Origin of the sequence: Pedobacter sp., from assembly GCF_965249885.1 — a bacterium.
Taxonomy (GTDB): Bacteria; Bacteroidota; Bacteroidia; order Sphingobacteriales; family Sphingobacteriaceae; genus Pedobacter.
Map to the genome: position 1 here is coordinate 4,227,040 of NZ_OZ252254.1, position 23,989 is coordinate 4,251,028.

A 23,989-nucleotide genomic window follows, 5' to 3' on the forward strand; every position below is an offset into this window, starting at 1 on the left:
TGAGTTAATATTAAAATTTTCTTTTTGGAAATCCCTTTTTAGGGATTTTTTTAATTCAACTAATGGCTAAACAGAAGCTTCCGTTTTTAAATAGAGAAATAAGTTGGTTGTACTTTAACGAACGTGTGCTGCAAGAAGCGGCGGATGAGTCGGTGCCATTGATTGAACGTATCAGGTTTTTGTCCATATTTTCCTCTAACCTCGACGAATTTTATAGGGTGCGTGTGGCTTCCTTAAATAGATTGGTGAATTTAAATGATAAGGCAAAGGAACTATTAGGTTTCAATCCTAAGAAGGTATTGGAAGAAATAAAAAATATCGTAGTTAGACACGAGCGGAAATTTGAAACGCTTTTTCAGGACATTTTAATTACCGAGTTAGCTCAGCAACGCATCTTCATTCTTAATCATACACAGCTTAATGTAGCTAGGGGCGAGTTTGTGAGGCAACATTTTAGAGATAAAATCTTATCTAACTTGGTACCGATTATGATTGACACGAGTCAACCTTTCCCCGAACTAAAGGATAGGGCTTTGTATTTCTTCGTGCAGTTGTCCAACAATTCAGGCAAAAGTAGAAAGTACGCCATTTTAGAGCTCCCAGACAGTATCTCTAGGTTTTTAGTGTTGCCAGAAACTAACGATTTAAAATTTATCATCCTTTTAGAGGACATTATCAAATACTGTTTGGACGATATATTTTACGTTTTTAATTATCGAGAGATATTGGCATATTCTATTCAGCTTACCAGAGACGCAGAATTGGATATTGATAAAAATGTAAGTGATAAGTTTGTGGAAGAACTTAGAAAAAGTATAGATAAGCGGAAAAAAGGCAAGCCAATGAGGTTGCTTTATGATAGCGATATGCCTTTTGACATGTTGAGCTTTTTGGTGAGCAAGCTAAAAATTGGTGCTGACGGTTTAATCCCTGGAAATAAATATCACCGATTTGGTGACTTTATTGCATTTCCGAATGTTGGAGCTAAAGATTTAGAATATGCACCAATGCCAGCTTTAAGGGTTAAAAACCTGCACCGTACCGAAAGCTTGTTCAAAAAAATTGCGGAGAAAGATTACGTAGTACATCTGCCGTACCAATCTTACGATTATATTATTTTGTTTCTACGCGAAGCCGCAATCGATCCAAAAGTTACGGAGATCAATATCACCTTATATCGTTTGGCTGAAAATTCCAAAGTGGTTAATGCCCTAATCAACGCTGCTAAAAATGGTAAAACCGTGAATTGTCTGGTAGAATTGAAAGCTAGGTTTGATGAAAGTGCAAATATCTTTTGGACTAACAGATTAATGGAAGAAGGCGTGAATGTAAATTATGGCCTAACAGATTTTAAAGTCCATTCAAAAATCTGTTTAGTTAAGCGTGTAGAAAAACGAAAAGTTACTTACTACGCCAATTTAGCAACTGGAAATTTTAACGAGAAAACTGCTCGAATCTATTGTGATCACAGCATTTTCACTACCAGAACAGAAATTACCTCAGAATTGGTGAAATTATTTACAGCACTTAATAAACGTAGCGTTGCTAAGGGATTTAAGCATTTGATTGTTTCGCCAATTGATTCGAGAAGTAAGATGTATGGATTTATCGAGCGGGAAATCAAATATGCAAAAGCTGGAAAGCCTTCTTATATGATCTTAAAAGTAAATAGCTTGGCTGACGAAGGCATTGTGCAAAAGTTATATGAAGCTAGTAACGCCGGAGTACAAATTAAACTCATTGTTAGGGGAATTTGCTGCCTGGTACCTGGCGTAAAGGGCTTTAGCGAAAATATCTCAGTTATTAGTATCGTAGACAGATTTTTGGAACATGCCCGTGTATTTATTTTCTGCAACGCTGGCGAAGAAGAAATGTACTTATCATCGGCAGATTTAATGTCACGTAATTTTGAGCATAGGGTAGAAGTAGGCTTTCCAATTTTGGATGCAGACGTGAAGCAAGAAATTAGAGACGTAATCGATTTTCAACTTCAAGATAACGTTAAAGCACGTTTAATCGACAAAGCCAACGATAACAAGTACAGAAAAAACAGATTGTCGAGTAAAATAAGAGCACAGATTCAAACCTATAATTACCTTAAAAATAAACACCAATAATGTTAAGATATGCTGCCATAGATATTGGCTCAAATGCTGTGCGTTTGCTTATTGCTGACGTTACGCAACACGAAAGCCGAAATAGTTTCAAAAAAAACACCTTGGTACGAGTTCCACTTCGTTTGGGTGATGACGCATTTTTGGACCAAAATCTCTCTGATAAAAAGATAGATGACTTGGTAAAAACAATGGTTGCATTTAGGAATTTGATGGATGTCTATCACGTATCTGAATATTTAGCATGCGCTACTTCCGCGATGCGTGAAGCTAAAAACGGAAAGTTAGTGATCGCAAAGGTGAAAGAGCTAGCTAATATCGATATTGAAATTATTGAAGGGCAACGTGAAGCAAGCATTATTTATTCCAATCACATTGAAGAAAATCTAGATATCAAGAAAAGTTACCTCTACATTGATGTTGGTGGTGGTAGTACAGAACTATCTATTTTTGTAAACAGACAGCCAATAGCGTCCAGATCTTTCAACTTAGGAACTATTCGAATTTTGGATAACCAGGACAAAGAGGAAACTTGGAATGAAATGAAGGAGTGGATCAAGCAGCATACAAAGGAACTTAAGCAAACTGTAGGTATTGGAACAGGAGGAAATATCAACAAGCTTTTTCGCATGAGCGGAGAAAAAGATGACATGCCTTTATCTTTTTTAAAGCTTAAGAATATGTACAACGAGCTAAATGCATACTCGCTTAAAGAACGCATATCGGTGCTTAAGTTAAATCCAGACAGGGCAGACGTAATTATCCCAGCTTGTGAAATTTATTTAACGGTAATGAAATGGGCGGGGATTAAGCAAATCTTCGTTCCCAAAGTAGGAATGGTTGACGGTATAATTAATCTATTAATAGAAGAAAACTTATAGTAGTTATAAATAAAAACCCCGAATTTGCTTCGGGGTTTTTGTTTAGTGTCTTCCTTTTCCTTTATGGTGTTTAGGTCCTTTGTGATGTGGACCATGTTTATCAACCCTAATCACCTGAGTAGTACGGTTCCTTAAATAAGGCCTAGGTTCGTTAATCACTACTTTCCTGCCTCTATATAAATCATAACCTCTATAGGCTCTAGGTAAAGTTGTCCTACGTACCCAACTATTTCCTTCGTAGTAAACGTAACGTCTGGTAGGAACGTGATAATAGGTACTGATCTCTGGTAAATAATAATATTCAACATAATCGTAACCTCTAGGGCCCCAATTAGGTTGTGCGCCTATATTAATATTTAAACTAACTTGAGCGCTTGAGTTGTAAGCTGTAATTGCTACTATAGCAATGGTCAGCGTCATCATTAATCGTTTCATAACATTTAGTTGTTGTGTGTGTGTTAAATTAAAACGAATACCGTGCCATTTGATTGTGTGTTGTTTTTTTGTTTCATGATTGATACAATGATGAATTTAGAAAGAATTGATGATTAAAATTGATTTCTCTCAATTTCGAATCATAATGTAAAGCCACCAAAATTGATACGAACGCGTTGCAAAAACGCCAATTACTCCATATTTTATCCCTATATTTGACAATAAAATACTACACATCGTATCCCTTAGTTGGATATTGGCCGATTATGAGTACAACTACAATTACAAATGAAATAACAGATTTCGAACTGGTTTCGGGATTAGAAATACATGTCCAGTTAAATACACAATCCAAGATATTTTGTGCCGATAGTGCTGCTTTTGGCGCTGGCCCCAATGAACACATTTCAACAGTATCATTAGGCCTTCCAGGAGCTTTGCCCAAATTGAATAAAGAGGTAGTAGAAAAGGCAATGCGCATTGGATTAGCTTTAAACTGTGAAATTAACCAATACAACTTTTTCGATAGGAAAAACTATTTCTACGCTGATTTGCCAAAAGGTTATCAAATTACTCAAGATAACAGCCCAATTTGTAAAAATGGTTTTTTAAATGTTCGCTTAAGTGATGGCACCGAGAAAAGGATAGGCATTAACCGTATTCACTTAGAAGAAGATGCTGGAAAAAGCATGCATGATCAGGATGAAAACTTTTCATTTGTGGATTTGAATAGGGCTGGCGTTCCACTAATTGAAATTGTAACCGAACCTGATATTCGAAGTGCTGAGGAAGCATCAGCTTTGCTAACTGAAATTAGACAGCTAGTTCGTTTCCTTAATGTTAGCGACGGCAACATGGAAGAAGGATCTTTACGCTGTGATGCCAACATTTCCATTCGCAAAAAGGGTGATACCGCGTTCGGAACAAGGTGTGAGGTGAAGAATCTAAATTCCATCCGTAATGTGCGCAGAGCGATAGATTTTGAATTTGGAAGACAGGTAAAAGCAGTTGGTGCTGGTGAGCAAATTATTCAAAGCACCTTAAATTTTGATGCTGATAAAGGCACTACTTCACCAATGCGCAGCAAGGAAGAAGCAAACGATTACCGTTATTTTCCAGATCCGGATTTACCTCCAGTAAAAATTTCAGATGAGTGGCTGGCGAAGGTAAAAGCGGCAATGCCGATACTACCTAAACAAATCGCTCAGAATTTGGTGGCCGAATTAGGCATCAATTTATCAGAAGCAGCTGTATTGGCCGATGAAAGTGCATTTTATGAATATTACGTTGCAGCAGCAAAGGAAGTTACAAACAAGAAAAGCTTAGTCAATTGGCTGCTTGGAAACATCAAAGCTATTTTGAACGAAAAACAAATTGGCATCAACCAATATACGTTGACACCGTCTCAGCTAGCTCAAGTAATCAATTTAGTTGATCAGAAGAAAATATCACAACAAAATGCTTTACAACAGCTTTTACCAGCGTTGGAAGCTGATGCAAATCAAAATGCGGAAAACCTAGCACAACAACTTAATTTGTTGATAGTTGAAGACAACGGAGCGCTTGAAGGGCTGATTGAAGAAGTACTCAATAAATTCCAAGCTCAGGTTGAGGCATACAAAAAAGGAAAGAAAGGCGTTTTAGGTTTGTTTGTTGGCGAGGTGATGAAGTTAGCGAAAGGTAAAGCTGATGCTAAAAGCGTAAATGAATTAATCTTAAAAAGATTGGAGCAATAGCTCATTGACAGATAATCTTATATCTAATTCAAAATTAAATAATGAAAAAAATAACATTGATTGTATTGGTTTTAGTAACAGCTTTAAGTGCTTGTAAGGATAAAACCAAATTCACCATAGAAGGAAAACTAAAAAACGCTGATGTAAAAAATAAGGTGTATTTATATGGGATGGCTAGCAATACCATGGTGCTGTTAGATTCTACTAATTTATCAGAAAATGGTGATTTTAAGTTCGTAAATACCAAACCTGAGGCCGATTTCTTTAGGGTGAATTATTTGACGAACGAATACATCGTGATTGCTAAAAACGGTGATAAGATTGGAATTACAGCAGACGTATCCGATAAAAATCAGCATTACACCATTGATGGTGCAGATGATGCAGCTAAGCTTGCGGAGTTCAACGATCTGAAAATCAAATATCAAACGAAAATATTTGAAGTAAGTAAGCAATTTGAGGAAAAAGTAGCTGCCAATCCTGATCAAAGAGATGCATTATTGCAACAACTTTCGCCAGTGTATAACAATGCGCTAAATGATTTGAATCAAGCGATCATCAAATTCGCAATGGACAACTCAAAATCGCTAGTGAGTTTTTATGCCATTAGCTTAGTTAATCCGGTAGGAAATGAAAAAGCTTTGGTGGCTTATGCAGATAAAGTTGACGCAGGTTTGAAGCAGCACTCAGCAGTTAAAAATTTTGTAGAAAAGGTAGGCAGACTGAAAGCAGTACAAATTGGTCAAACTGCACCTGATTTTACTATACAAAGTATTGATGGTAAAACGGTAAAATTAAGCGACTACCGTGGTAAGTATGTGTTGCTAGATTTTTGGGCGTCGTGGTGCGGTCCGTGTAGAGCAGAAAACCCGAACGTTGTAAAAGCTTATCAAACCTATAAAGACAAAAACTTTACCATCTTAGGCATTTCTTTAGATAAAGATAAAAATGCTTGGGCACAAGCAGTAAAGCAAGACAACTTAACTTGGGACCAAGTTGGCGAATTAAAAGATTTTGAGGGTGAAACAGTGAAGTTGTACCAGGTTGAGGCTATCCCGAGCTCGTTTCTGCTCGATCCAGAAGGTAAAATTATTGCTAGAGATTTGAGAGGTGAGGAGCTTAACGCTTTTTTAAACAAAACCTTACGCTAATTCTAAATCTATGTTAATATATGGAGTAGTCTTAACAATTTATTAACTTGATTTTAACTAAATGTTGCAACTGTATACTTACTTTCGTAACAAATAAAAAGCAATGAGTACAGCTAAACAAAAGATCTTAATAGTTGATGACGAACCGGATATCCTCGAGTTAATTGAATATAACTTGAAAAAAGAGGGTTATCAGGTATTTTTAGCTAGCAATGGCCAAGAAGGAATCAATGTAGCTAAAAAAGTTCAGCCAGATTTGATCATTTTGGATATCATGATGCCGAAGATGGACGGTATTGAGGCTTGTCGTTTAATGCGAGCCATACCTGAATTTAAAAATACTTTCATGGTGTTTTTGACAGCTAGGAGTGAAGAGTATTCTGAAATTGCAGGTTTTAACGTGGGTGCAGATGATTACATCGCTAAGCCGATAAAACCGAGAGCGCTGGTAAGCCGCATTAATGCCATATTACGTCGTAACGCAAGTAGCGATGAAATTTCAGAAAACAGATTGGAAATTGGCGATTTAGTGATAGACAGAGAATCTTATTTAGTTTATCAGAGCGGAGAAAAAGTGGTGTTGGCCAAGAAAGAATTCGAATTACTTTATTTATTGGCCTCTAAGCCAGGCAAGGTTTACACACGGGAGTCCATCCTAAAAAATATCTGGGAAGATTCGGTTGTAGTTACCAATAGAACAATAGACGTTCACATCAGGAAGTTACGTGAAAAGCTTGGTGAAAATTACGTTTCAACGGTAAAAGGGGTTGGATATAAATTTGAGTTATCCTAACCCATAACAAAATAATGGCCTCGATACAAATCGAGGCTTTTTCTTTTCAAAGCGCTAGCTGACTCTGCTTTCCTTTGGCTGCCTGTACGTCATCAAGTTCATATTTTGCAGCGGCATGTTTTATTCTTCTTCTTATTTTCTGTGCTAGTATTCTAGGGCCTAACACTTTCACACACTCACCAAAACCAAGTATTTCACGCTCTAACTCGTAATTAAGCGCAACATCAATCCTAAAAACAGTAGTAGTTTCTTTTTGTGCGATAAGTTGTTGCGAGTGGTGTAAAGGCTTAGTGATAATGTACGGGGTAGTTGCAGCATCAAATTCTAAAATTACTTTTTGCGCCCTATCCTTAGCGTTTTTGGTAACACCAATTAGGTCGTTGTAATATCGGTCAAAGTCAACTCCATCGTAAGGTAAAAAAAGTTCATTTGGTAATTCCTGGAACTCAATAATTCGATCAAGCGCCAAATTCATTAACATGTTAGTTTTTTTAGCTCTAACAATTAAAAACCATCTGTTGCGATACTCCTTTAATAAATATGGGTAATAAATGGCATTTTGCGATCTTTGGGCTTTAAAAGATTTGTACTCAATTAACAGTGCTATTTTTTTTAAGATGGATTGATAAAGGGCAGGAATATATTCAGTTCCTTTAACCCTATTATTGTTTTCTAGCTGAATGTAATTTCCATTTTTATGGGTCGATTTATGCAGGTTGTTTTCCAAACGAGCAATCATGTCGCTCATTTCATCGAAATAATTGAAAGCATTAAACTCTTTTAATACGCCAACAATTTCCTTCATTTTATCTACATCAGCGTTATTAATTGGTGCATTCGTAATGCTAAAATTGGGATCTTCATAAACGTAAAATCGTTTGTCCTTAACCACAATTGGAGCCTTGTAGCCCAACTTGTCACTACGCATTAGTTGGATATCAGCTTGAATGGTTCGCTTGCTTACACCAGAAGTAATTCCTTCGAGTTCATAAAGCTTATCCGAAACTTTTTCAATGAGATCTTCCAAAGTCCACTTCTTGTATTTATTTCTTAAACAATCATCAATGGTTTTATATCTGATTAAAGCTAATTTATTGACGGCCATATTTAAATGCTGATCGCGTTATCGTTATCTGGGTTATAAAACTAATTAAAAATTATTCAATAATAAATTTATCTGCGCATTGTATTTGCGTACATCATTTTTTTGAAGTCTTTTTGATGTTAATTTAAAATAAATTAACTAAAAATCAGCAACTTAAATAAAAATCAAAATAATTAATTTATTGCGCAATTATACTGCGCACATCCACTTGCATCTTTGTAATGTTGCCAGCTGATAATATCATTATATTTTGCTGGATAAAAAATGACACCCTCGGCAAGTGAACGATGCTTGCCGAGTTTTAAGAAAGAATAATATGAAAACAATCATTACAGGAAATGAGCTCTTAACCATAGGTTTCACTGAAGGTAAATCAGTAGGCTTAGCTTTAACTTTAATTGCCGAAAATTTTGAAGACGTAGCTAAAGAAGAGGTTTTGAATCTTTTGCGAAAAGTTAAGAGCTATCCAGAAAGCTTTTTGGACGACAAGATATTGGCGCCATTGGCCAAACTAATTGTAGCAGAAAATAATACCGAATTGGACACCATTTCATTAAATAACGCATCAAAAGACTACCGTATTTTTGGAGAAAATTACATTGAAGAAGGCGCCAGAAAGCAAATGGATATTGCAATGAAATTGCCGGTTACCGTTGCGGGTGCATTAATGCCAGATGCCCACCAAGGCTACGGATTGCCAATTGGTGGTGTTTTAGCCACAAATAATAGCATTATTCCTTATGGCGTTGGCGTTGATATTGGCTGTAGAATGGCTTTAAGCATATTTGATATACCGGAGAAGCATTATTTCGGTAAGGATAACATGTATAAAAGAGAATTAATTGCGTTTACCAAGTTTGGTGCCGGTAGAGAATTTAGAGGTTTGGAGAGGGCCGACCACGAGGTGATGGAAAGTGAAGCATTTCAGGCAACGCCGCTGTTAAAAGGGTTGCATGCAAAAGCTTGGTCGCAGTTAGGCACTTCTGGTGGCGGTAATCATTTTGTGGAGTGGGGTATTATTGATTTTGCGGAACGTGATGAAATCTTGAATATCGATAAAGGAAGATACGTTGCCTTACTAACGCATTCTGGTTCGAGAGGATTGGGTGCAACCATTGCTGGCCATTACACAAAAGTAGCAAAACAGCTTTGTAAACTCCCTGATGATGCGGCAAATTTAGCCTACTTGGATTTAAATAGTGCAGAAGGTCAGGAATATTGGATTGCCATGAATTTAGCCGGCGATTATGCCTCTGCCTGTCACGAAGTGATCCATAAAAGGTTAACCAAAGCCATAGGTGCGAAGGTACTAGCGAAAGTAGAAAACCATCATAATTTTGCATGGAAAGAAACTTTAAATGGCGAAGAAGTGATTGTGCATAGAAAAGGCGCAACACCAGCAGCAAAAGGTGTGATGGGAATTATTCCAGGCAGCATGACGGCTCCAGGCTTCTTAGTAAGAGGAAAGGGAGAAGAAGGATCAATCCATTCGGCTTCACATGGAGCAGGTAGGGTGATGAGCCGTTCAAAAGCGATAAAAAACATCACTAAAGCAGAGATGAAGGCGGTGTTGAAGGATCATGGTGTAACTTTGATTGGCGCTGGCTTAGATGAAGCACCAATGGCGTATAAAGACATACATCAAGTGATGGCTGCACAACAAGATTTAGTAGATATAGTGGCCAAGTTTGAACCAAAAATGGTGCGTATGGCCGATGATGGGAGCAGAGAGGATTAAAGTTAAATCCAATGGTGTAAATCATTGGATTTTTTATATTTAACTTCGCTAGTAATGATGCAGGATATTGATGTACAATTTGAGTCCAAATAAGCAATGAGCAGATTAAATAAACATCTAAAAAGTTACCGCTATGCTTGGCGAGGTATTTTGCTGGCATTTAGGAATGAAAACAACATGCTTTTTCATTTGATCGCAGCTATTTTAGTGGTCGTTCTGAACATATTATTACAGGTTAATAAATACGAATGGCTAATTACCTTACTATTGATTGGCTTAGCTTGGACGGCTGAAATTTTCAACACTGCTATTGAAACACTGGCCAACCGTGTATCGGAGCAACAAGACCCCTTGATAGGAAAAACTAAGGATTTAGCTTCAGGTGCTGTATTGGTGATCTGTTTGTTTGCCTTGATTTGTGCGGCGATTATTTACTTTCCGTACCTATTACAGTTGATAAATAGAATGACTTGAAATAAAAAATCCTGCTACAATAATGTGCAGGATTTCTATTTTATGTCCGCGGAAAGTGAGGGATTCGAACCCCCGGTCCTGTGACAGACAACGGTTTTCAAGACCGCCGCATTCGACCACTCTGCCAACTTTCCGGGGACAAAAGTACAAACTCTGGGCTATTACACAAATTATAGTTTGGGTATTTTACAAAGTTTGTTTTAAGCGCTTCGTAATCAGCTATAAAAAATGATAATGACTTCACAAAAAATGTTTGAGCGGTTTGCAGATTGAGGTTTTTGATTATTGCATGGCAGTTGGTTAACTAAACCCGGTAGTAACGGATACCGGCCAAGTGGATAAGGCCTAGCGTTGACTGAGGCGTTGGAGCAGCCGTATGAGTGGATAACGGGGCTAACGAAAATAGCACTGGAAATTGGCTTTACTACTAGTTATAAGGCTAACTATTTTCGTTTTTATTATTTCCTTTGAACAGATTGAAGTTGGGCCTGATGATTTTCACACTCCTTTTAGAAAGATCAACACTTGCGTTAAGCTCGAAGCCCACCAATAAGATTAAGGAATTTAAATAAAGCCAAATCATGACTACCATTAACGTGCCGATAGAGCCGTAAATTTTATTGTAAGCGCTGAAGTTATTGATATAAAAGGAGAAGCCCCAAATGGTTAGGAAGGCCAAAATCGTGGCTAACCAAGAGCCCGCACTGAAGAATTTCCACTTTTTAGCGTGGGCGGGGCCATAGCGGTACAAAATGGAAACATTGATGAAATACAAAACGCCCAATAAAGCCCATTGTGTAATTTTGATAGCGTAAATTGTTAAACTTCCATTGTAGTTGATTTCTTTTCTGAAAAAATTGATGGCCAACTCGCCCAAGGTCATTGCAGCAATACAAATGATCATGGAAACCACGAGTACAATGGTCAATACCAATGCTACCAAGCGTCTTTTAAGCAGGCTGCGAGTTTCAACAATGAGCGACGACTTGTTGAAAGCAATCATCAAATTATGCACACCATTAGTGGCAAAAAATAACGAAAGGAAAAAACCAATAGATAGTAAACTTCCATTCTGTATATTGACAATGTCATCAATGGTAGCTTCAAAAGCCAGATAGGCGTTGTTAGGTAACACCAACGCAAGTAAAGACATTAAACCCTCTTGAAATCCGATACGTTTTGGAATGTACGGAATCAACGTAAACAGGAAGATAATTCCCGGAAAAATGGCCAACATAAAATTGTAGGCTAGGGAAGAAGCTTTGTTTACCAAGGTATCCTTACCTATTTCCTTAAAGAAAAAAGAGGCTACCGTATAAATTGGCAAAGGGCTAAAACCTGGCAAAACACAAACTTTAGTCCACTCGATAAACAACGAGTAGGGCCTAAACCTTAGTAACTGTTTGTGTAGCCAGTTCATTAAATATATTTAATATGTTGTTTAATTCTTTTAATTGTAAAAGTACATATTTTGAGATTGTACAAATTCATTCCATAATCGTACCTCTACAATTGTAAATCAAAAATACTGCCTTACATTTTTCATGAAGTTTTCTGGCGGCTGACAAGGTCTCCGGGTATGCTTATCTACAAATACTAACGTTGTTTTTCCAATATTGATGAGCTCATTGGCCTCGTTGTAGATTTGGTACTCCACATGTAACCTTACCGTAGGCAATTCTTTCACTATTGATTTAATGGTAAGTACTTGATTGTAAAGCGCTGGTTTTAAGTATTTCGATTGCAATTCTAATATCGGTAGCATTACGCCATCAGCTTCCATTGAGGCGTAAGTCATACCAGAGCAGGCTTCAAAACATTCTGTACGGGCAATTTCGTAATATTGGGCATAGTTTCCGTGATACACCACACCCATCTGATCAGTTTCTGCGTATCTAACTTTAACCTTAGTTTCGTAAGTGAACATTATCTAAAGATATTTCTTTTATTTAAAGCCTCTCTGTATTTTTTAGCGTTGATGTTATGCTCCTGAACCGTTGCCGCAAAGTTGTGGTAGCCAGAAAAATCTTCTTTGGCGCACATATATAGATAGTTGTTGTCTTGTTTGTTAAGGACGGCATCAATTGCGTTGATACTTGGCATGTTGATTGGTCCCGGAGGCAAACCTACATACTTATAGGTATTATATCTAGAATCGGCACCTAGCATTGCTCCGGTAACACGTTTCACCGTAAAATCGCCATTGGCAAAAATTACAGTGGGATCAGCTTGTAACAACATTCCTTTTTGCAACCTATTCCAGTAAAGACCAGCAATTGTTGGCATTTCTTTGTCGTAAAGCGCTTCTGCATCAACAATTGAAGCTAATATGGTTGCTTTAATTGGATCGAGACCAAGTGCAGCAGCCTTTTGTTTACGATCAGCGTTCCAAAATTTAACGTACTCCGCATTCATCTTTTTGAAAAACTCTTTTGGCGAAGTGTTCCAGTACATTTCGTAGGTGTTTGGAATGAACATGGTGTAAACATTATCCGTGTTAAAGCCATATTGTTCTACAAAAGCAGCAGAATCAAACAGTTTTATAAATGCAGTAGAATCTGGTTCCAAGTTTTTAGCCAACAAAGCGGCCAAGCCATCAATTTTTCTGATGTTTTGGAATTTCAACTTCACAGGTTCTTGATTGCCAGCTTTCAACATATTGATAAAAGTTCGGTTGTTCATACCTTCCTTTAAGCGATATTTACCAGGTTTTAGTGGTCCCTGCAAGTTCATTTTTTCAGCAGCTTCCCAGAAAGTGCCAATATCATTTAAGATGTCTTTGTAACGCATATCAGTTACTAAGTCTTCGAAAACGTATCCAGTTTTGACGTAAAGGTATTTCTCTTTACCGGTTACGTTTGGTGCAAAGTAAGTTTTATAAAATTTTAAACCGAAATAGCCTCCAACTAAGGCTACCACGACCAAAATAACCAAGGCAATTTTATAGCTATTTTTAATGGGTTTGTTTGTGCTCATTTGGTGTGTTATTGTTTGTTTGTTAGCGTTATGTTAATTGGTGTTCCAATACGAACCTTGCTCAAGCTATCTGTTGCTAAAGGAAATTGGCTTACGATTACGGCATTGGCAGTATCTGTAATTGTACCTTGATAGGTAATTGTACCGATGGTTAGCATAGAACCCTTTAAAGAGAATTTGGCTTCATCAATGGTCAGACCCGTTAAATTCGGCAGTTCAACTTCTTCATTACCGCGACCATCGCCTAAAACAAAATTAATTCTCGAACCTTTTGGCAAACTCTCGCCAGCTTTAATTGGTTGTCCGCCAAACAAAGCTTCTAAAACCACGTCTCTAGCTACATCTGGCTTGTAGGTGGTATCACCCAATTTTAAGCCATAACTTTCGATGATAGATTTAGCTTCTCGCAAAGATTTTGTTTCGACGTCAGGAAACCTAACGTTAGGAGCGTTATTGGTATTAATAGTTAAATATACAGTACGATTATCTTTTACGAACGTTTCTGGATCTGGATCTTGATCTGTCACAATACCTGGCGGTTGATCCATAATATAAACTGAATCTATTTCATATCGCAATCCAAGTCCTTCCAATTTGCTAACAGCATCTTCAATTTTTAAACCTTTCAAATTAGGCACTTTTAAACCTTCGCCGTGTTTGGTATAGTAACGTAAACTGAAAAAAGCGATAAGTAGAAGTGCAAAAAAGGTACAAATTGCCGCTATGATGTTAGTTCGAAATGAATTTGTTTTAAGGTACTCGGTAAAGTTGCCCATCAGCTATTTATTAAAATTAAGCCCAAATTTAGCTTAAAAAAATATTTATCTTAAATTAAAAACAAATCTGTTTAAGTAATTTCTATTTTTGAGCTACAGAGTTATCAATCTCTTAAATTTTATTATCAATTAACATAAGCATAAATAAAAACTAAATTTTTAAAGATGAAGAAGACCATTGCACTACTAACTGGCGGAACTACAGGCGAATGGGTAGTTTCGGTAAAAAGTGCTGCAACAATTGCCCAAAATATAGACACCAGCAAATACGAAGTTTATAAGATTATGCTTACCGAAAACGGATGGTTTTATGAGCCTGCAGATTCGGTAAAAATTGAAGTTGATAAAAATGATTTCTCCCTGAACATCAAAGGGAAAAAAATCGTTTTTGATGGCGTTTTCATCGCTATTCACGGATCGCCGGGAGAAGATGGAAAGTTACAAGGCTATTTTGACATGTTAGGCATACCTTATACAACTTGCAATGCTTTAACTAGCGCCATCACCATGAATAAAGGCTACACCAAAGCAATTGTAAATGGCATTAAGAATTTAAATGTAGCCAAGTCACTCCAACTATTTAAAGAAGATTACGACGCCGAAGAGGTAAAAGCGCAATTGAAACTACCTTATTTTGTAAAACCTAATAATGGTGGCAGCAGTATTGGAATGAGCAAGGTGAAACACGTAGATGATTTAGCTGCCGCACTAGAGAAAGCCTTTAACGAAGATTCCCAAGTTTTAGTAGAAGAATTTGTTGAAGGACGGGAGTTCTCCATAGGTGTATTTAAAACCAAAGGCAAAATTGTGGTATTGCCCACTACCGAGGTTAAAACCAAAAATGAATTTTTCGATTTTGATGCGAAATATACACCAGGTGTTACCGAAGAAATTACCCCCGGAGACATGAGCGAAGAAGAAAAGGCTAGGGTAGAGCAGGTAGTTGCCGATGTTTATCAAAAACTGAATTGCCGAGGGATTGTAAGAATAGATTATTTCTTAGAACACGGAACTGGAAATTTTTACTTCATCGAAATTAATACCATACCCGGACAAACCGCAACTAGCTTTATTCCGCAACAGGTGGCGGCCATGGGCATGAAACTACAAGACTTTTATACGCAGGTACTAGAAGAAACTATTTAACTTAATTGATTATAACTTAACAGCTCTTGCCTCGTGGAAGTCCTCCAATTTGGTAAGTAGCCTAATGAGTTCCATTTTTTCGGCATTTGATAACGGCTCAGTAACATTTTGCGAAGCCGTTCTCATTTGCTCAATATGTTTATTTAAAGCACTTTTACCTTTTTCAGTAATACTGATCATTCTGTTACGCTTATCGTCATGCGTAGTTTCCTGTGTTACAAAACCACCGCTAATCAATCTATTTACAATTTGTATACCCGCTGATTTTTCGTGAACATTAAGTTTAATTAGTGCAGTTTTAGTCATACTGCCATGAGACATTAGGCTAATCAGATAGAAGAAATCATCAGAAGTAGAGAATTCGGAACCTGCTATAGCTTCTTTTGCATGTTGTTTTGCGTATCGATATAAATGCACTAAAGAAGTATTAATTACGCTATCGGCAGATCTGCCATAAATCTTCCCATTCCAATCTGGTTCAGGCAGGCTTACAGAAGTACCGTCCAAGTGCTGGTTAACCCACTGTACAAATCCATGTACATCATCTTTTGTAGCATGTACATTTTCTTGTTCGTAGCGTTCAGCTAATCCAATGATTTCTTTAACTAGGTGATAAGACATTTCGTAAATATTTTAATACAAAAATAAATAAAATTAGTATAGAAATGAACTAAATAATATTTGAGCACAGCTTGAAATAAAAATTAGTATAAATTAAAACTATTTAGTATTTTATTTGTAGTTATAAAGTATAAAAAAATACTAAAATATGAAAACACTTAACTTTAAATTTTCTAAGCTGGCGTTGGTAGTTGCGCTTACAGGTTTTGCACTTTTTTCTTCTTGCAAGAAAGATAACGATTCGCCGGAAAACCTTTCCATTGCTGACGTTGTTGCTGCTGACGACAATTTCTCATTATTAGAAACGGCATTGAACCATGCACAATTAACTGGAACCTTAAAAGGTGAAGGTAATTTCACTGTATTTGCACCTAACAATGCGGCGTTTGCTGCTGCTGGCTTAGATACCGATGCAAAAATTATGGCAATGTCTGCTGAAACCTTGAAGCAAATTTTACTTTACCACGTACTGCCTAACCGTACCCCAGCGTCAGCTATACCAACCGCCGCTAACACAGCTGGAGCCACCTCAGCAAATGCTAACGTATTTGTAACTAAAAATGCTAATGGTGTATTCGTAAATGGCGCTACTGTGTTAACAGCTGATGTTAATGCTAAAAATGGCGTGGTACACATCATCAACAGAGTATTGATGCCACCTAGCGGAAACATCGTTCAAGCGGCTCAAGCAAACGCTAACTTCAGCTTTTTAGTTGCTGCGATAACTAGGGCTAGTCAAGGAAATACCAATGTTGCACAAGTGCTATCAGGTACCGGTCCATTCACTGTATTTGCACCTACTAACCAAGCTTTCATCAACGCAGGATATACAACTATCGCTGCAATTCAAGCAGCTAGTCCTGCAACTTTAACTAATATTTTGACCTACCACGTAGTTGCTGGTCGCGTACTTTCAAGTGATTTGACCGAAGGCGCTATGCCAACTACTGTACAAGGTGGAAAAGTAACCATAAGCTTAACAGGTGGCGCAAAAGTGAAAGGTTTGGGTAATACTACATCGTCAAACATCACTACAACTAATGTAATTACAACCAACGGCGTAATTCACGCAATCGACCAAGTACTGTCACCTGGTATCTAAAGATCGTTTTTTCATGGCTGATTCTCGCCGAGGTAGGTATATTTTTGTACCTATCTCGGCTTTTTTAATTCAGCCTTGCTGCTTATTTGGTTATATTTGTACACAATTAAACTTTTAAATCCATTTAAATTGAAAGTCAAACATTTACTTGTTCTCATTTTATTAAACTTTGGCCAAGTAGTTAAAGCTCAAAACAGTGGTTTAATTACCGGAACTGTACAAAACGCAAATACCAGCGCTGGCGTTGTTGGTGCTACCATTTTAGTTAATGATGTCAACTTGCAAACCGTAACCGATAGCCTTGGCAATTATAAAATCAAGGTGCCTGCCGGGACGTTTAAAATCTCGGTAAGCAGTGTAGGTTTTGTAAGTCAAATTAAATATAACATTGTGGTAAGCACTGGAACGCCTCAATTGGTTAACTTTGATTTACAACCTGAATCGAAAAACTTGCAGGAAGTTAATATTAAATTTAGCAAACAAAAATCCGCAGTGGCAACTGATTTAGTGACGCCACTTTCTGTACAGCAGCTAACTACCGAAGAAATCAGAAGCAACCCAGGCGGTAATTTTGATGTTTCAAAAGTGGTCCAAACGTTGCCAGGTGTAGGAATTAGCAATGGAACTGGCGAAAGAAACGATATCATTATCAGAGGCGGTGCGCCAAATGAAAATGTGTACTACCTAGATGGAATTGAGATTCCAGTTTTAAATCACTTTCAAACCCAAGGCAGCTCTGGTGGTGCGCAAGGTATTTTAAATGTTTCTTTTATAGAAAGTCTGAAACTCAGCTCATCCGCATTTGATGCTCGTTACGATAATCCATTAGCTTCTACTTTTGTGATTAAGCAACGTGATGGCAATCCCGAACGTTTATCTGGAAATGCAAGGGTGAGCTTTACGGAAACCGCACTTACTTTAGATGGGCCTTTGGCGAACAATACCACATTTCTAGCTTCGGCCCGTAAGTCATATCTGAGCTTCTTATTTAAGCTTATTGATTTGCCCATACGCCCTGATTTTGAAGATTTTCAATTCAAAGTTACACACAAGTTCAACGATAAAACTAAACTTACCGCTATCGGGTTAGGTGCCATTGATCGTTTCAGATTTGCACCTACTAAAGAATCGACATTAGAAAATACTTACATCTTACGTTCAACACCATACATTAACCAATGGAATTATACGGTTGGTATTAATATCAATCACAAAATTGAGAACGGATTTTTAAACTTCACACTTAGTCGAAACATGTTTGATAATAAGCTAGATAAGTTTGAGGATCAAATAATGGATGAAACTAAACGTGTGCTGAGGGTTGCTTCGCAAGAAGACGAAAATAAGTTCAGGTTTGATATCAATAAGTTTGTAAACGGATGGAAAATAGGCGCTGGTTTAATGGCACAATTGGTGGGCTACGAAGGAAATTTGTTCAATAAACTTAGCAATGCCGTTTATGATGGTAGCGGCAATCTCATTAGTCCACAACGCAGCATTGTTTTTAACAACAGCATCAATTTTTGGAAGTATGGTGCATTTTTTCAAGCTTCTAAAAATCTATTTAATGAGCGTTTGTTAGTTTCAGGAGGTATCAGGACTGATATGAATTCGTTCACGAACGAAGGAAACAATCCGTTAAGTACCTTATCACCTAGAATATCTTTCAGTTATCACTTGAACCCGAAATGGGATATCAATGCATCAGTTGGAACTTACTTTAAAATTCCTCCGTATACAGCGCTTGGTTACTTAGATAACTCTGGCAATGCATTGAATAAAAATTTAGACTACATCCAATCTACACATTACGTACTGGGCACTCAATTTCTACCTAAAACAGATTTAAGATTTACATTTGAGGCCTTTTACAAACGTTACAATAATTACCTTGTTTCCGTAAACAACGGAATTTCATTAGCCAATCAAGGGGCTGAATATACCTCTTTCGGTAGCGAGCCACTGTTGAGTATAGGTGATGGAAGAACTTATGGTTTCGAAGTTTTTGCACAGCAGAAATTAATTAACAAACTATTTTACGTGGCGAGTTACTCTTATGTAGTGAGTAAATTTTCTGGGGCTGATGGTCGTTTTATTTCTTCATCTTGGGACAATAGACATTTGCTTTCGTTTACCTTAGGCTATAAATTGAGAAGAAATTGGGATTTGGGATTGAAATATCGTTATGCAGGTGGCACGCCTTACACGCCTTTTGATTTGACAGCTTCGCAACTTAACTACCTTAGTTTGGGAACTGGCGTGCTTAATTTTAATCAACTTAATTCGCAACGACTGGGCGCCTTTAACCAACTGGATTTTAGGGTAGATAAACGTATCAACTTCAAACGTACTGCGGTTAATTTCTATGTTGATATCCAAAATATTTTGAAGTCGAAAAATGACGATCTACCTAAATACACATTCCAACGTACATCGGATAACAGCAACTTTTTAACTACTGATGGGCAAGCTGTCAAATCGGATGGATCAAATGCTATACCGTACATCTTAAACACAAGTTCAGGTAATCTGATCCCGTCTTTAGGTGTAATATTCGAATTTTAAACATTTTAATAAATTGATGGTTTTGTATCAAAGCTAACGGTGATGAAAAAATTATTTCCAATTGTAAATGGTGTAGCATTAGTGAGCACCATTTTTGTCAACTATCTATCTAATACGGGCGTGTTCAACGGAAATACCATGAAAACGGTATCCGATCGGTACTTTAATTTTTTTACACCAGCGGGATACGCCTTTTCAATTTGGGGTATCATTTATGTGGGATTATTAGCATTTGTTTTTTACACGGGCAAAAGTCTTTTTAACAAACAGCAGCCACATCCAGTATTAGAAAAAATAGGATGGTGGTTTTTAATTTCCTGTATTGCAAACTCGTGCTGGGTAGCAGCTTGGCTTTATGATTATACTGCGCTAAGTGTAGTGTTGATGACTGTTATCTTAATTTCATTATTGAAGATTATCACTAACCTCGACATCAATTTAGTTAAAAGGGATACAAAAGATTATTCCTTCATCAACTTGCCATTTACTTTGTACGTTGGCTGGATATCTGTTGCCATTATTGCGAATGTGGCAGCCTTACTTACTAAAATCAATTGGGATGCTTGGAGAATAGCTCCAATGACTTGGACTATCGTTATGGTAGTTATTGCCGGGGTGGTTAATATTTTTATGGTAACTCAGCGTAACATGCGAGCGTATGGATTGGTAGGTATTTGGGCTTTATTAGCTATTGCAGCGAACCAAAATAGCGAAGGCCAATCTATTGTTTATGCATGTTACGCTGTAGCTGCCGCGATATTGATTAGTATTGTTGTTAACTTTATTAAACCAAATTGGCGTGCTGTTTAATTTGCTGATGCGTTTAAAATTAGCTTAGGTTACTTGGAACTATGTCTGGTTTAGCATAAGTTAATCTACCTAACGCAGTAGCTTCGAAATAGCTATCTAAACCCGTAACGGTAACTGTTTGTGCCGCTTGATGGTCTACATAACCATCGTTGCCGACTAAATTAGGACTTAGTAAGATTTGCTTTGCTTCGCCAATAACTATGGTAGTATTGTTTAAGGTGACTGGCATAATTTCTTTTAACTCCAAAGCAATTTTAACACTTGATTCTGCTACGAACGGTGCTTCGAAGTCTGGCAGGAAAAATTCCGTTAAGCCACATTCAACAAATTCAGAAACGCCGCTAGGAAAACGTGCACTGGTGTGGTGCGCCTGTTTGTAAAATGATGGAAGCACATTGTTTAAGGTGTAAAATCCATTGCGTTTAATATTACTTAAGGTATCGTGATCTTCAGATTGCGGCCTAAAAACCATCCCCAACAAAGCCGGTGACGCACCTAAATGAAAAATAGAATTAAATAATCCTAAGTTGCTGTGTCCTTTTTCATTTAAGGTTCCTACTAAATGTAAACATTTGTATCCGGGTAGCGAGTTAATGAAGGTCGCAAGGTACCTGTTATCCATTTGTTTAAGTTCTTCACTGCTGATTTTCATAGCTTAAATGTTCGTTCTAAGTTTACCCATTCCACCATCAACACCTAAAATTTGTCCGCTTACCCAGCTGCTATCACCACTTAAAAAGTAACTAATTGCCGCAGCAATATCTTCAACTGAGCCAACTCTACCCAAAGGATGCCTTTTGCCGGCGACCTCACGTTTTTCTGGCGTATTGAGTAAGCGCTCTGCCATTGGGGTGTCGGTAAGTGACGGAGCAACAACATTTACGCGAATTTTAATCGGAGCTAATTCCGCAGCTAATGCCACCGCAGCACCTTCTAATCCAGCTTTAGCCGTTGCTACACTAGCATGAAATCCCATTCCAGTTTGTGCTGCTACAGAACTGATAAATACCACTGATGCACCATTTGCTGCTTTTAATGCAGGAAGCACTTGCTGTGTAGTCAATACCGCACCAACAACGTTTAATTGGAAATCATTCAGTAAATCATCCTTTGTAATTCTTGAGATCGGTTTTAAGTTGATATTTCCAACGGCATACACCAAGCCATGTAGCTGCGAAGGTATAAACGTGGACAATGCGCTCAAATCTTCTTTCACGTCAAGACTAAGATAATTTATTGCTGTTGGCAATTCATCACTCTTTGTTCTTGAGGCCACATACACATTTGCACCAGCTGCAGTTAAGGATTTTGCCAGTTGAAGTCCAATACCGGAACTACCGCCGATAATTAAGATGTTTTTTCCTTCAAAGTTCATTAACCAACGTATTTTAAAAATTCGTTCTTAGTTTCAGCAGCTTTAAATTTCCCACTAAACGCAGTTGTAATAGTTGAGCTACCTGCATCTCTAATCCCTCTAGCAGATACGCAATGGTGGTAAGCATCAATCATTACCGCAACATGCTCCGTACCTAAAACCTTTTTAATTTCTTCGCAGATCTGGATGGTTAAACGCTCCTGTACCTGCGGGCGACGGCTGTAATATTGCACAATACGGTTCAGCTTTGATAAACCGATTACTTTACCATTACTGATATAAGCTACGTGTGCTTTACCCGTAATTGGCACAAAGTGATGTTCACAGTTACTAAAAACGGCAATGTTTTTCTCTACCAACATTTCTTGATATTGATAGGAGTTTTCAAATAGAGTAGGGTCTGGTTTGTTAGCAGGATTTAGTCCGCTAAAAAACTCGTTTACATACATTTTGGCAATACGTTTCGGACTGTCTTTTAAACTATCGTCCTTCAGGTCTAAGCCAAGAATAGTTAATATTTCACGAAAATGATTAGTGATCAATTCTATTTTAGTTTGATCATCCATTTCAAAAGCACCGGATAATAATGGTGTTTCAAAATCAGCAAGGTTAATTTTTGGACTGATTAGTTCAGCTTGTTTGTTATTCATGATCCGGTAATTAAGCGAAAGTTTATTAAAACACTTCAAAAGTATAATAATACACTTTTAACAACAAATTGTTTCAGTCTGCGTAAAGTAATATTTAGGTATAATTTAAATTTTGTATTATAAAATACCTGTTTTCTTATTCGGTCATAAAATGATAAATTTATACATGGCAAAAAGAGAACATTCCGCAGTTAGCAGCTTTAAAATTTTTGTGCTTGACACCTCAGTAATTTTGTACGACCACAATGCGATTTACAATTTCCAAGAACATGATGTTGCCATACCGGCTTTGGTACTTGAAGAGCTGGACAACTTTAAAAGTGGCAACGATACCCGCAATTTTGAAGCAAGAAATTTTATCAGGATTATCGATATCGCCTCTAAAAGCAATTTGATTAATAACTGGTTTAAACTAGGTAAAAGTAGTTTGGGGAGGTTCAAAGTTCAAATTGCCGAAGTGCCTAAATCCACTAATGCAGAAACACTTTTTAGCGAAGGCAAATTTGATAATAGGATATTGAATGCTGCCTTAGCACTGCAAGATGAAAATCCTGAACACAAAGTAATTTTGGTATCAAAGGACATTTGCTTGCGATTAAAAGCGAAAGCGTTAGGATTAAATGCCGAAGATTATGAAACAGGCAAGGTTAAAAATGTAGAAGAACTGTATAGTGGTAAAACCGAAATGAAACTTACAGATTTAGCTGTAGTAGAGAAACTGAAAGCTGATGGTTGTTTATCCATTTCAGAAGCTTCTATACCACAGCAAGATAGCAATCATTTCTATGTTTTTAAATATCAACGGAAAACTGCAGCAGCTTTTTACAGTATTAAAGATAAGATGCTAAAGTTGGTTAAAAACGATACGGTGTTTGGTATTATTCCGCGTAACATTGAACAGAGCTTTGCCTTTGATGCCTTATTAAATCCGGCGATCAAGTTGGTTACTATACAAGGAAATGCAGGTACTGGTAAAACTTTGTTGGCATTGGCCAGCGCTTTGGAGCAACGGCGTGACTATAGACAAATCTACATCACTCGGCCAATTGTGCCACTTAGCAATAAAGATATTGGTTTTCTTCCGGGAGATATGAAATCAAAAGTTGATCCTTACATGGCACCAATTTGGGACAATTTAAAGTTGATTAGGGAACAATTTGCCAAAGATGAAAAGATGCAACTAAAAATTGATGAGTTGGTGAAAACGGAAAAAATTGAGATTGCACCTTTGGCATTTATTAGAGGCCGTACGCTAAATAAAATTTTCTTTATCGTGGATGAAGCCCAAAACCTCACACCTCATGAAATAAAAACGATCATCAGCAGGGCAGGAGAAGATACTAAAATTGTGTTCACTGGTGACATTTACCAAATTGATACCCCTTATCTTGATTCAGAAAGTAATGGTTTATCGTACTTGATTGAGAATGCAAAAAATCATCCGCTTTATGCGCACATTACTTTGCAAAAAGGGGAGCGTAGCGAATTAGCCAATTTGGCAACGGAATTGTTGTAGTTACATCTTTTAAAAAAAAGCCTAT

At 37.3% G+C, this 23,989-nt stretch carries 22 protein-coding genes and 1 tRNA gene; 12 read left to right on the forward strand and 11 right to left on the reverse strand.

The features are described 5' to 3' along the window. Positions 1-62 precede the first annotated feature (62 nt). A complete protein-coding gene (ppk1, locus tag ACY2A0_RS17825; RefSeq protein ID WP_461790731.1) occupies positions 63-2,117 on the forward strand; it encodes a polyphosphate kinase 1 in 2,055 nt (684 codons plus the stop codon). Continuing rightward, a complete protein-coding gene (locus tag ACY2A0_RS17830; protein ID WP_461790732.1) occupies positions 2,117-2,995 on the forward strand; it encodes a Ppx/GppA phosphatase family protein in 879 nt (292 codons plus the stop codon). Before ppk1 ends, ACY2A0_RS17830 begins: the two co-directional genes overlap by 1 nt. Positions 2,996-3,037: 42 nt before the next feature. Here the strand turns inward: ACY2A0_RS17830 and ACY2A0_RS17835 are convergent, their stop codons facing one another. Further along, a complete protein-coding gene (locus ACY2A0_RS17835; protein WP_461790733.1) occupies positions 3,038-3,430 on the reverse strand; it encodes a hypothetical protein in 393 nt (130 codons plus the stop codon). A 266-nt stretch (positions 3,431-3,696) separates the two neighbouring features. On the opposite strand from ACY2A0_RS17835, the gene gatB reads away from it, so the two are divergent. The 3 genes from gatB (at position 3,697) to ACY2A0_RS17850 (ending at position 7,110) form a co-directional block, all read left to right on the forward strand. After that, on the forward strand, positions 3,697-5,166 hold the full coding sequence (gene gatB, locus ACY2A0_RS17840) for an Asp-tRNA(Asn)/Glu-tRNA(Gln) amidotransferase subunit GatB (RefSeq protein WP_461790734.1): 1,470 nt from the start codon (positions 3,697-3,699) through the stop codon (positions 5,164-5,166). A gap of 41 nt (positions 5,167-5,207) precedes the next feature. Then, the gene (locus tag ACY2A0_RS17845; protein ID WP_461790735.1) at positions 5,208-6,317 is read left to right on the forward strand and encodes a redoxin domain-containing protein; all 1,110 of its coding nucleotides are present in this window, start codon (positions 5,208-5,210) and stop codon (positions 6,315-6,317) included. A gap of 103 nt (positions 6,318-6,420) precedes the next feature. Continuing rightward, positions 6,421-7,110, forward strand: coding sequence for a response regulator transcription factor (locus ACY2A0_RS17850; protein WP_461790736.1), 690 nt, complete (start codon positions 6,421-6,423; stop codon positions 7,108-7,110). 46 nt (positions 7,111-7,156) lie between these two features. Here the strand turns inward: ACY2A0_RS17850 and ACY2A0_RS17855 are convergent, their stop codons facing one another. Continuing rightward, positions 7,157-8,215 (reverse strand): helix-turn-helix transcriptional regulator, encoded by a 1,059-nt coding sequence (locus ACY2A0_RS17855; protein ID WP_461790737.1) that lies wholly within the window; start codon positions 8,213-8,215, stop codon positions 7,157-7,159. 316 nt (positions 8,216-8,531) lie between these two features. Here ACY2A0_RS17855 and ACY2A0_RS17860 point away from each other — a divergent pair, with 316 nt between their 5' ends. Then, positions 8,532-9,953 carry an RtcB family protein gene (locus ACY2A0_RS17860; RefSeq protein WP_461790738.1) on the forward strand — a complete coding sequence of 474 codons (1,422 nt, stop codon included), beginning with the start codon at positions 8,532-8,534 and terminating at the stop codon, positions 9,951-9,953. A 96-nt stretch (positions 9,954-10,049) separates the two neighbouring features. Continuing rightward, positions 10,050-10,427, forward strand: a complete 378-nt coding sequence (locus ACY2A0_RS17865; RefSeq protein WP_461790739.1) for a diacylglycerol kinase family protein — start codon at positions 10,050-10,052, stop codon at positions 10,425-10,427. A gap of 49 nt (positions 10,428-10,476) precedes the next feature. Here the strand turns inward: ACY2A0_RS17865 and ACY2A0_RS17870 are convergent. From ACY2A0_RS17870 to ACY2A0_RS17890, 5 genes are all read right to left on the reverse strand, one after another. After that, positions 10,477-10,561 (reverse strand) — tRNA-Ser (locus tag ACY2A0_RS17870). A 305-nt stretch (positions 10,562-10,866) separates the two neighbouring features. Continuing rightward, positions 10,867-11,847: a YihY/virulence factor BrkB family protein gene (locus ACY2A0_RS17875; protein WP_461790740.1), complete on the reverse strand. Its 981-nt coding sequence runs from the start codon at positions 11,845-11,847 to the stop codon at positions 10,867-10,869. Between the two features lie 99 nt (positions 11,848-11,946). Then, positions 11,947-12,354, reverse strand: coding sequence for an acyl-CoA thioesterase (locus ACY2A0_RS17880; RefSeq protein ID WP_461790741.1), 408 nt, complete (start codon positions 12,352-12,354; stop codon positions 11,947-11,949). Beyond that, a complete protein-coding gene (gene mltG, locus ACY2A0_RS17885; protein ID WP_461790742.1) occupies positions 12,354-13,403 on the reverse strand; it encodes an endolytic transglycosylase MltG in 1,050 nt (349 codons plus the stop codon). Before mltG ends, ACY2A0_RS17880 begins: the two co-directional genes overlap by 1 nt. Positions 13,404-13,411: 8 nt before the next feature. Further along, positions 13,412-14,179 (reverse strand): PASTA domain-containing protein, encoded by a 768-nt coding sequence (locus ACY2A0_RS17890; protein ID WP_461790743.1) that lies wholly within the window; start codon positions 14,177-14,179, stop codon positions 13,412-13,414. A gap of 165 nt (positions 14,180-14,344) precedes the next feature. Between ACY2A0_RS17890 and ACY2A0_RS17895 the strand changes: the two genes are divergently transcribed. After that, the gene (locus ACY2A0_RS17895) at positions 14,345-15,325 is read left to right on the forward strand and encodes a D-alanine--D-alanine ligase (RefSeq protein ID WP_461790744.1); all 981 of its coding nucleotides are present in this window, start codon (positions 14,345-14,347) and stop codon (positions 15,323-15,325) included. A gap of 9 nt (positions 15,326-15,334) precedes the next feature. Here the strand turns inward: ACY2A0_RS17895 and ACY2A0_RS17900 are convergent, their stop codons facing one another. Next, positions 15,335-15,946 carry a MarR family winged helix-turn-helix transcriptional regulator gene (locus ACY2A0_RS17900; protein ID WP_461790745.1) on the reverse strand — a complete coding sequence of 204 codons (612 nt, stop codon included), beginning with the start codon at positions 15,944-15,946 and terminating at the stop codon, positions 15,335-15,337. Between the two features lie 148 nt (positions 15,947-16,094). Here ACY2A0_RS17900 and ACY2A0_RS17905 point away from each other — a divergent pair, with 148 nt between their 5' ends. The 3 genes from ACY2A0_RS17905 to ACY2A0_RS17915 all read left to right on the forward strand — a co-directional run bounded on the left by ACY2A0_RS17905 (position 16,095) and on the right by ACY2A0_RS17915 (position 20,423). After that, positions 16,095-17,048 (forward strand): fasciclin domain-containing protein, encoded by a 954-nt coding sequence (locus ACY2A0_RS17905; protein WP_461790746.1) that lies wholly within the window; start codon positions 16,095-16,097, stop codon positions 17,046-17,048. A 129-nt stretch (positions 17,049-17,177) separates the two neighbouring features. Beyond that, positions 17,178-19,613, forward strand: coding sequence for a TonB-dependent receptor (locus ACY2A0_RS17910; protein ID WP_461790747.1), 2,436 nt, complete (start codon positions 17,178-17,180; stop codon positions 19,611-19,613). Between the two features lie 42 nt (positions 19,614-19,655). Further along, positions 19,656-20,423 carry a hypothetical protein gene (locus ACY2A0_RS17915; protein ID WP_461790748.1) on the forward strand — a complete coding sequence of 256 codons (768 nt, stop codon included), beginning with the start codon at positions 19,656-19,658 and terminating at the stop codon, positions 20,421-20,423. Between the two features lie 19 nt (positions 20,424-20,442). On the opposite strand, the gene ACY2A0_RS17920 is transcribed toward ACY2A0_RS17915, so the two are convergent. The 3 genes from ACY2A0_RS17920 to folE are packed head-to-tail and all read right to left on the reverse strand — an operon-like array spanning position 20,443 to position 22,448. Continuing rightward, positions 20,443-21,075: a flavin reductase family protein gene (locus ACY2A0_RS17920; protein WP_461790749.1), complete on the reverse strand. Its 633-nt coding sequence runs from the start codon at positions 21,073-21,075 to the stop codon at positions 20,443-20,445. Positions 21,076-21,078: 3 nt separating this feature from the next. Then, complete coding sequence (locus tag ACY2A0_RS17925) at positions 21,079-21,798, reverse strand: SDR family NAD(P)-dependent oxidoreductase (protein WP_461790750.1); 720 nt, start codon at positions 21,796-21,798, stop codon at positions 21,079-21,081. Further along, complete coding sequence (folE, locus tag ACY2A0_RS17930) at positions 21,798-22,448, reverse strand: GTP cyclohydrolase I FolE (RefSeq protein WP_461790751.1); 651 nt, start codon at positions 22,446-22,448, stop codon at positions 21,798-21,800. Before folE ends, ACY2A0_RS17925 begins: the two co-directional genes overlap by 1 nt. Before the next feature lie 166 nt (positions 22,449-22,614). On the opposite strand from folE, the gene ACY2A0_RS17935 reads away from it, so the two are divergent. Further along, the gene (locus tag ACY2A0_RS17935; protein WP_461790752.1) at positions 22,615-23,964 is read left to right on the forward strand and encodes a PhoH family protein; all 1,350 of its coding nucleotides are present in this window, start codon (positions 22,615-22,617) and stop codon (positions 23,962-23,964) included. Positions 23,965-23,989: the final 25 nt, after the last annotated feature.

Excerpts from the sequence above, each read along its gene's own strand:
- ppk1 (WP_461790731.1), top strand. The coding sequence starts at position 63 with ATGGCTAAACAGAAGCTTCCGTTTTTAAATAGAGAAATAAGTTGGTTG.
- ACY2A0_RS17830 (WP_461790732.1), top strand. The coding sequence starts at position 2,117 with ATGTTAAGATATGCTGCCATAGATATTGGCTCAAATGCTGTGCGTTTG.
- ACY2A0_RS17835 (WP_461790733.1), bottom strand. The coding sequence starts at position 3,430 with ATGAAACGATTAATGATGACGCTGACCATTGCTATAGTAGCAATTACA.
- gatB (WP_461790734.1), top strand. The coding sequence starts at position 3,697 with ATGAGTACAACTACAATTACAAATGAAATAACAGATTTCGAACTGGTT.
- ACY2A0_RS17845 (WP_461790735.1), top strand. The coding sequence starts at position 5,208 with ATGAAAAAAATAACATTGATTGTATTGGTTTTAGTAACAGCTTTAAGT.
- ACY2A0_RS17850 (WP_461790736.1), top strand. The coding sequence starts at position 6,421 with ATGAGTACAGCTAAACAAAAGATCTTAATAGTTGATGACGAACCGGAT.
- ACY2A0_RS17855 (WP_461790737.1), bottom strand. The coding sequence starts at position 8,215 with ATGGCCGTCAATAAATTAGCTTTAATCAGATATAAAACCATTGATGAT.
- ACY2A0_RS17860 (WP_461790738.1), top strand. The coding sequence starts at position 8,532 with ATGAAAACAATCATTACAGGAAATGAGCTCTTAACCATAGGTTTCACT.
- ACY2A0_RS17865 (WP_461790739.1), top strand. The coding sequence starts at position 10,050 with ATGAGCAGATTAAATAAACATCTAAAAAGTTACCGCTATGCTTGGCGA.
- ACY2A0_RS17875 (WP_461790740.1), bottom strand. The coding sequence starts at position 11,847 with ATGAACTGGCTACACAAACAGTTACTAAGGTTTAGGCCCTACTCGTTG.
- ACY2A0_RS17880 (WP_461790741.1), bottom strand. The coding sequence starts at position 12,354 with ATGTTCACTTACGAAACTAAGGTTAAAGTTAGATACGCAGAAACTGAT.
- mltG (WP_461790742.1), bottom strand. The coding sequence starts at position 13,403 with ATGAGCACAAACAAACCCATTAAAAATAGCTATAAAATTGCCTTGGTT.
- ACY2A0_RS17890 (WP_461790743.1), bottom strand. The coding sequence starts at position 14,179 with ATGGGCAACTTTACCGAGTACCTTAAAACAAATTCATTTCGAACTAAC.
- ACY2A0_RS17895 (WP_461790744.1), top strand. The coding sequence starts at position 14,345 with ATGAAGAAGACCATTGCACTACTAACTGGCGGAACTACAGGCGAATGG.
- ACY2A0_RS17900 (WP_461790745.1), bottom strand. The coding sequence starts at position 15,946 with ATGTCTTATCACCTAGTTAAAGAAATCATTGGATTAGCTGAACGCTAC.
- ACY2A0_RS17905 (WP_461790746.1), top strand. The coding sequence starts at position 16,095 with ATGAAAACACTTAACTTTAAATTTTCTAAGCTGGCGTTGGTAGTTGCG.
- ACY2A0_RS17915 (WP_461790748.1), top strand. The coding sequence starts at position 19,656 with ATGAAAAAATTATTTCCAATTGTAAATGGTGTAGCATTAGTGAGCACC.
- ACY2A0_RS17920 (WP_461790749.1), bottom strand. The coding sequence starts at position 21,075 with ATGAAAATCAGCAGTGAAGAACTTAAACAAATGGATAACAGGTACCTT.
- ACY2A0_RS17925 (WP_461790750.1), bottom strand. The coding sequence starts at position 21,798 with ATGAACTTTGAAGGAAAAAACATCTTAATTATCGGCGGTAGTTCCGGT.
- folE (WP_461790751.1), bottom strand. The coding sequence starts at position 22,448 with ATGAATAACAAACAAGCTGAACTAATCAGTCCAAAAATTAACCTTGCT.
- ACY2A0_RS17935 (WP_461790752.1), top strand. The coding sequence starts at position 22,615 with ATGGCAAAAAGAGAACATTCCGCAGTTAGCAGCTTTAAAATTTTTGTG.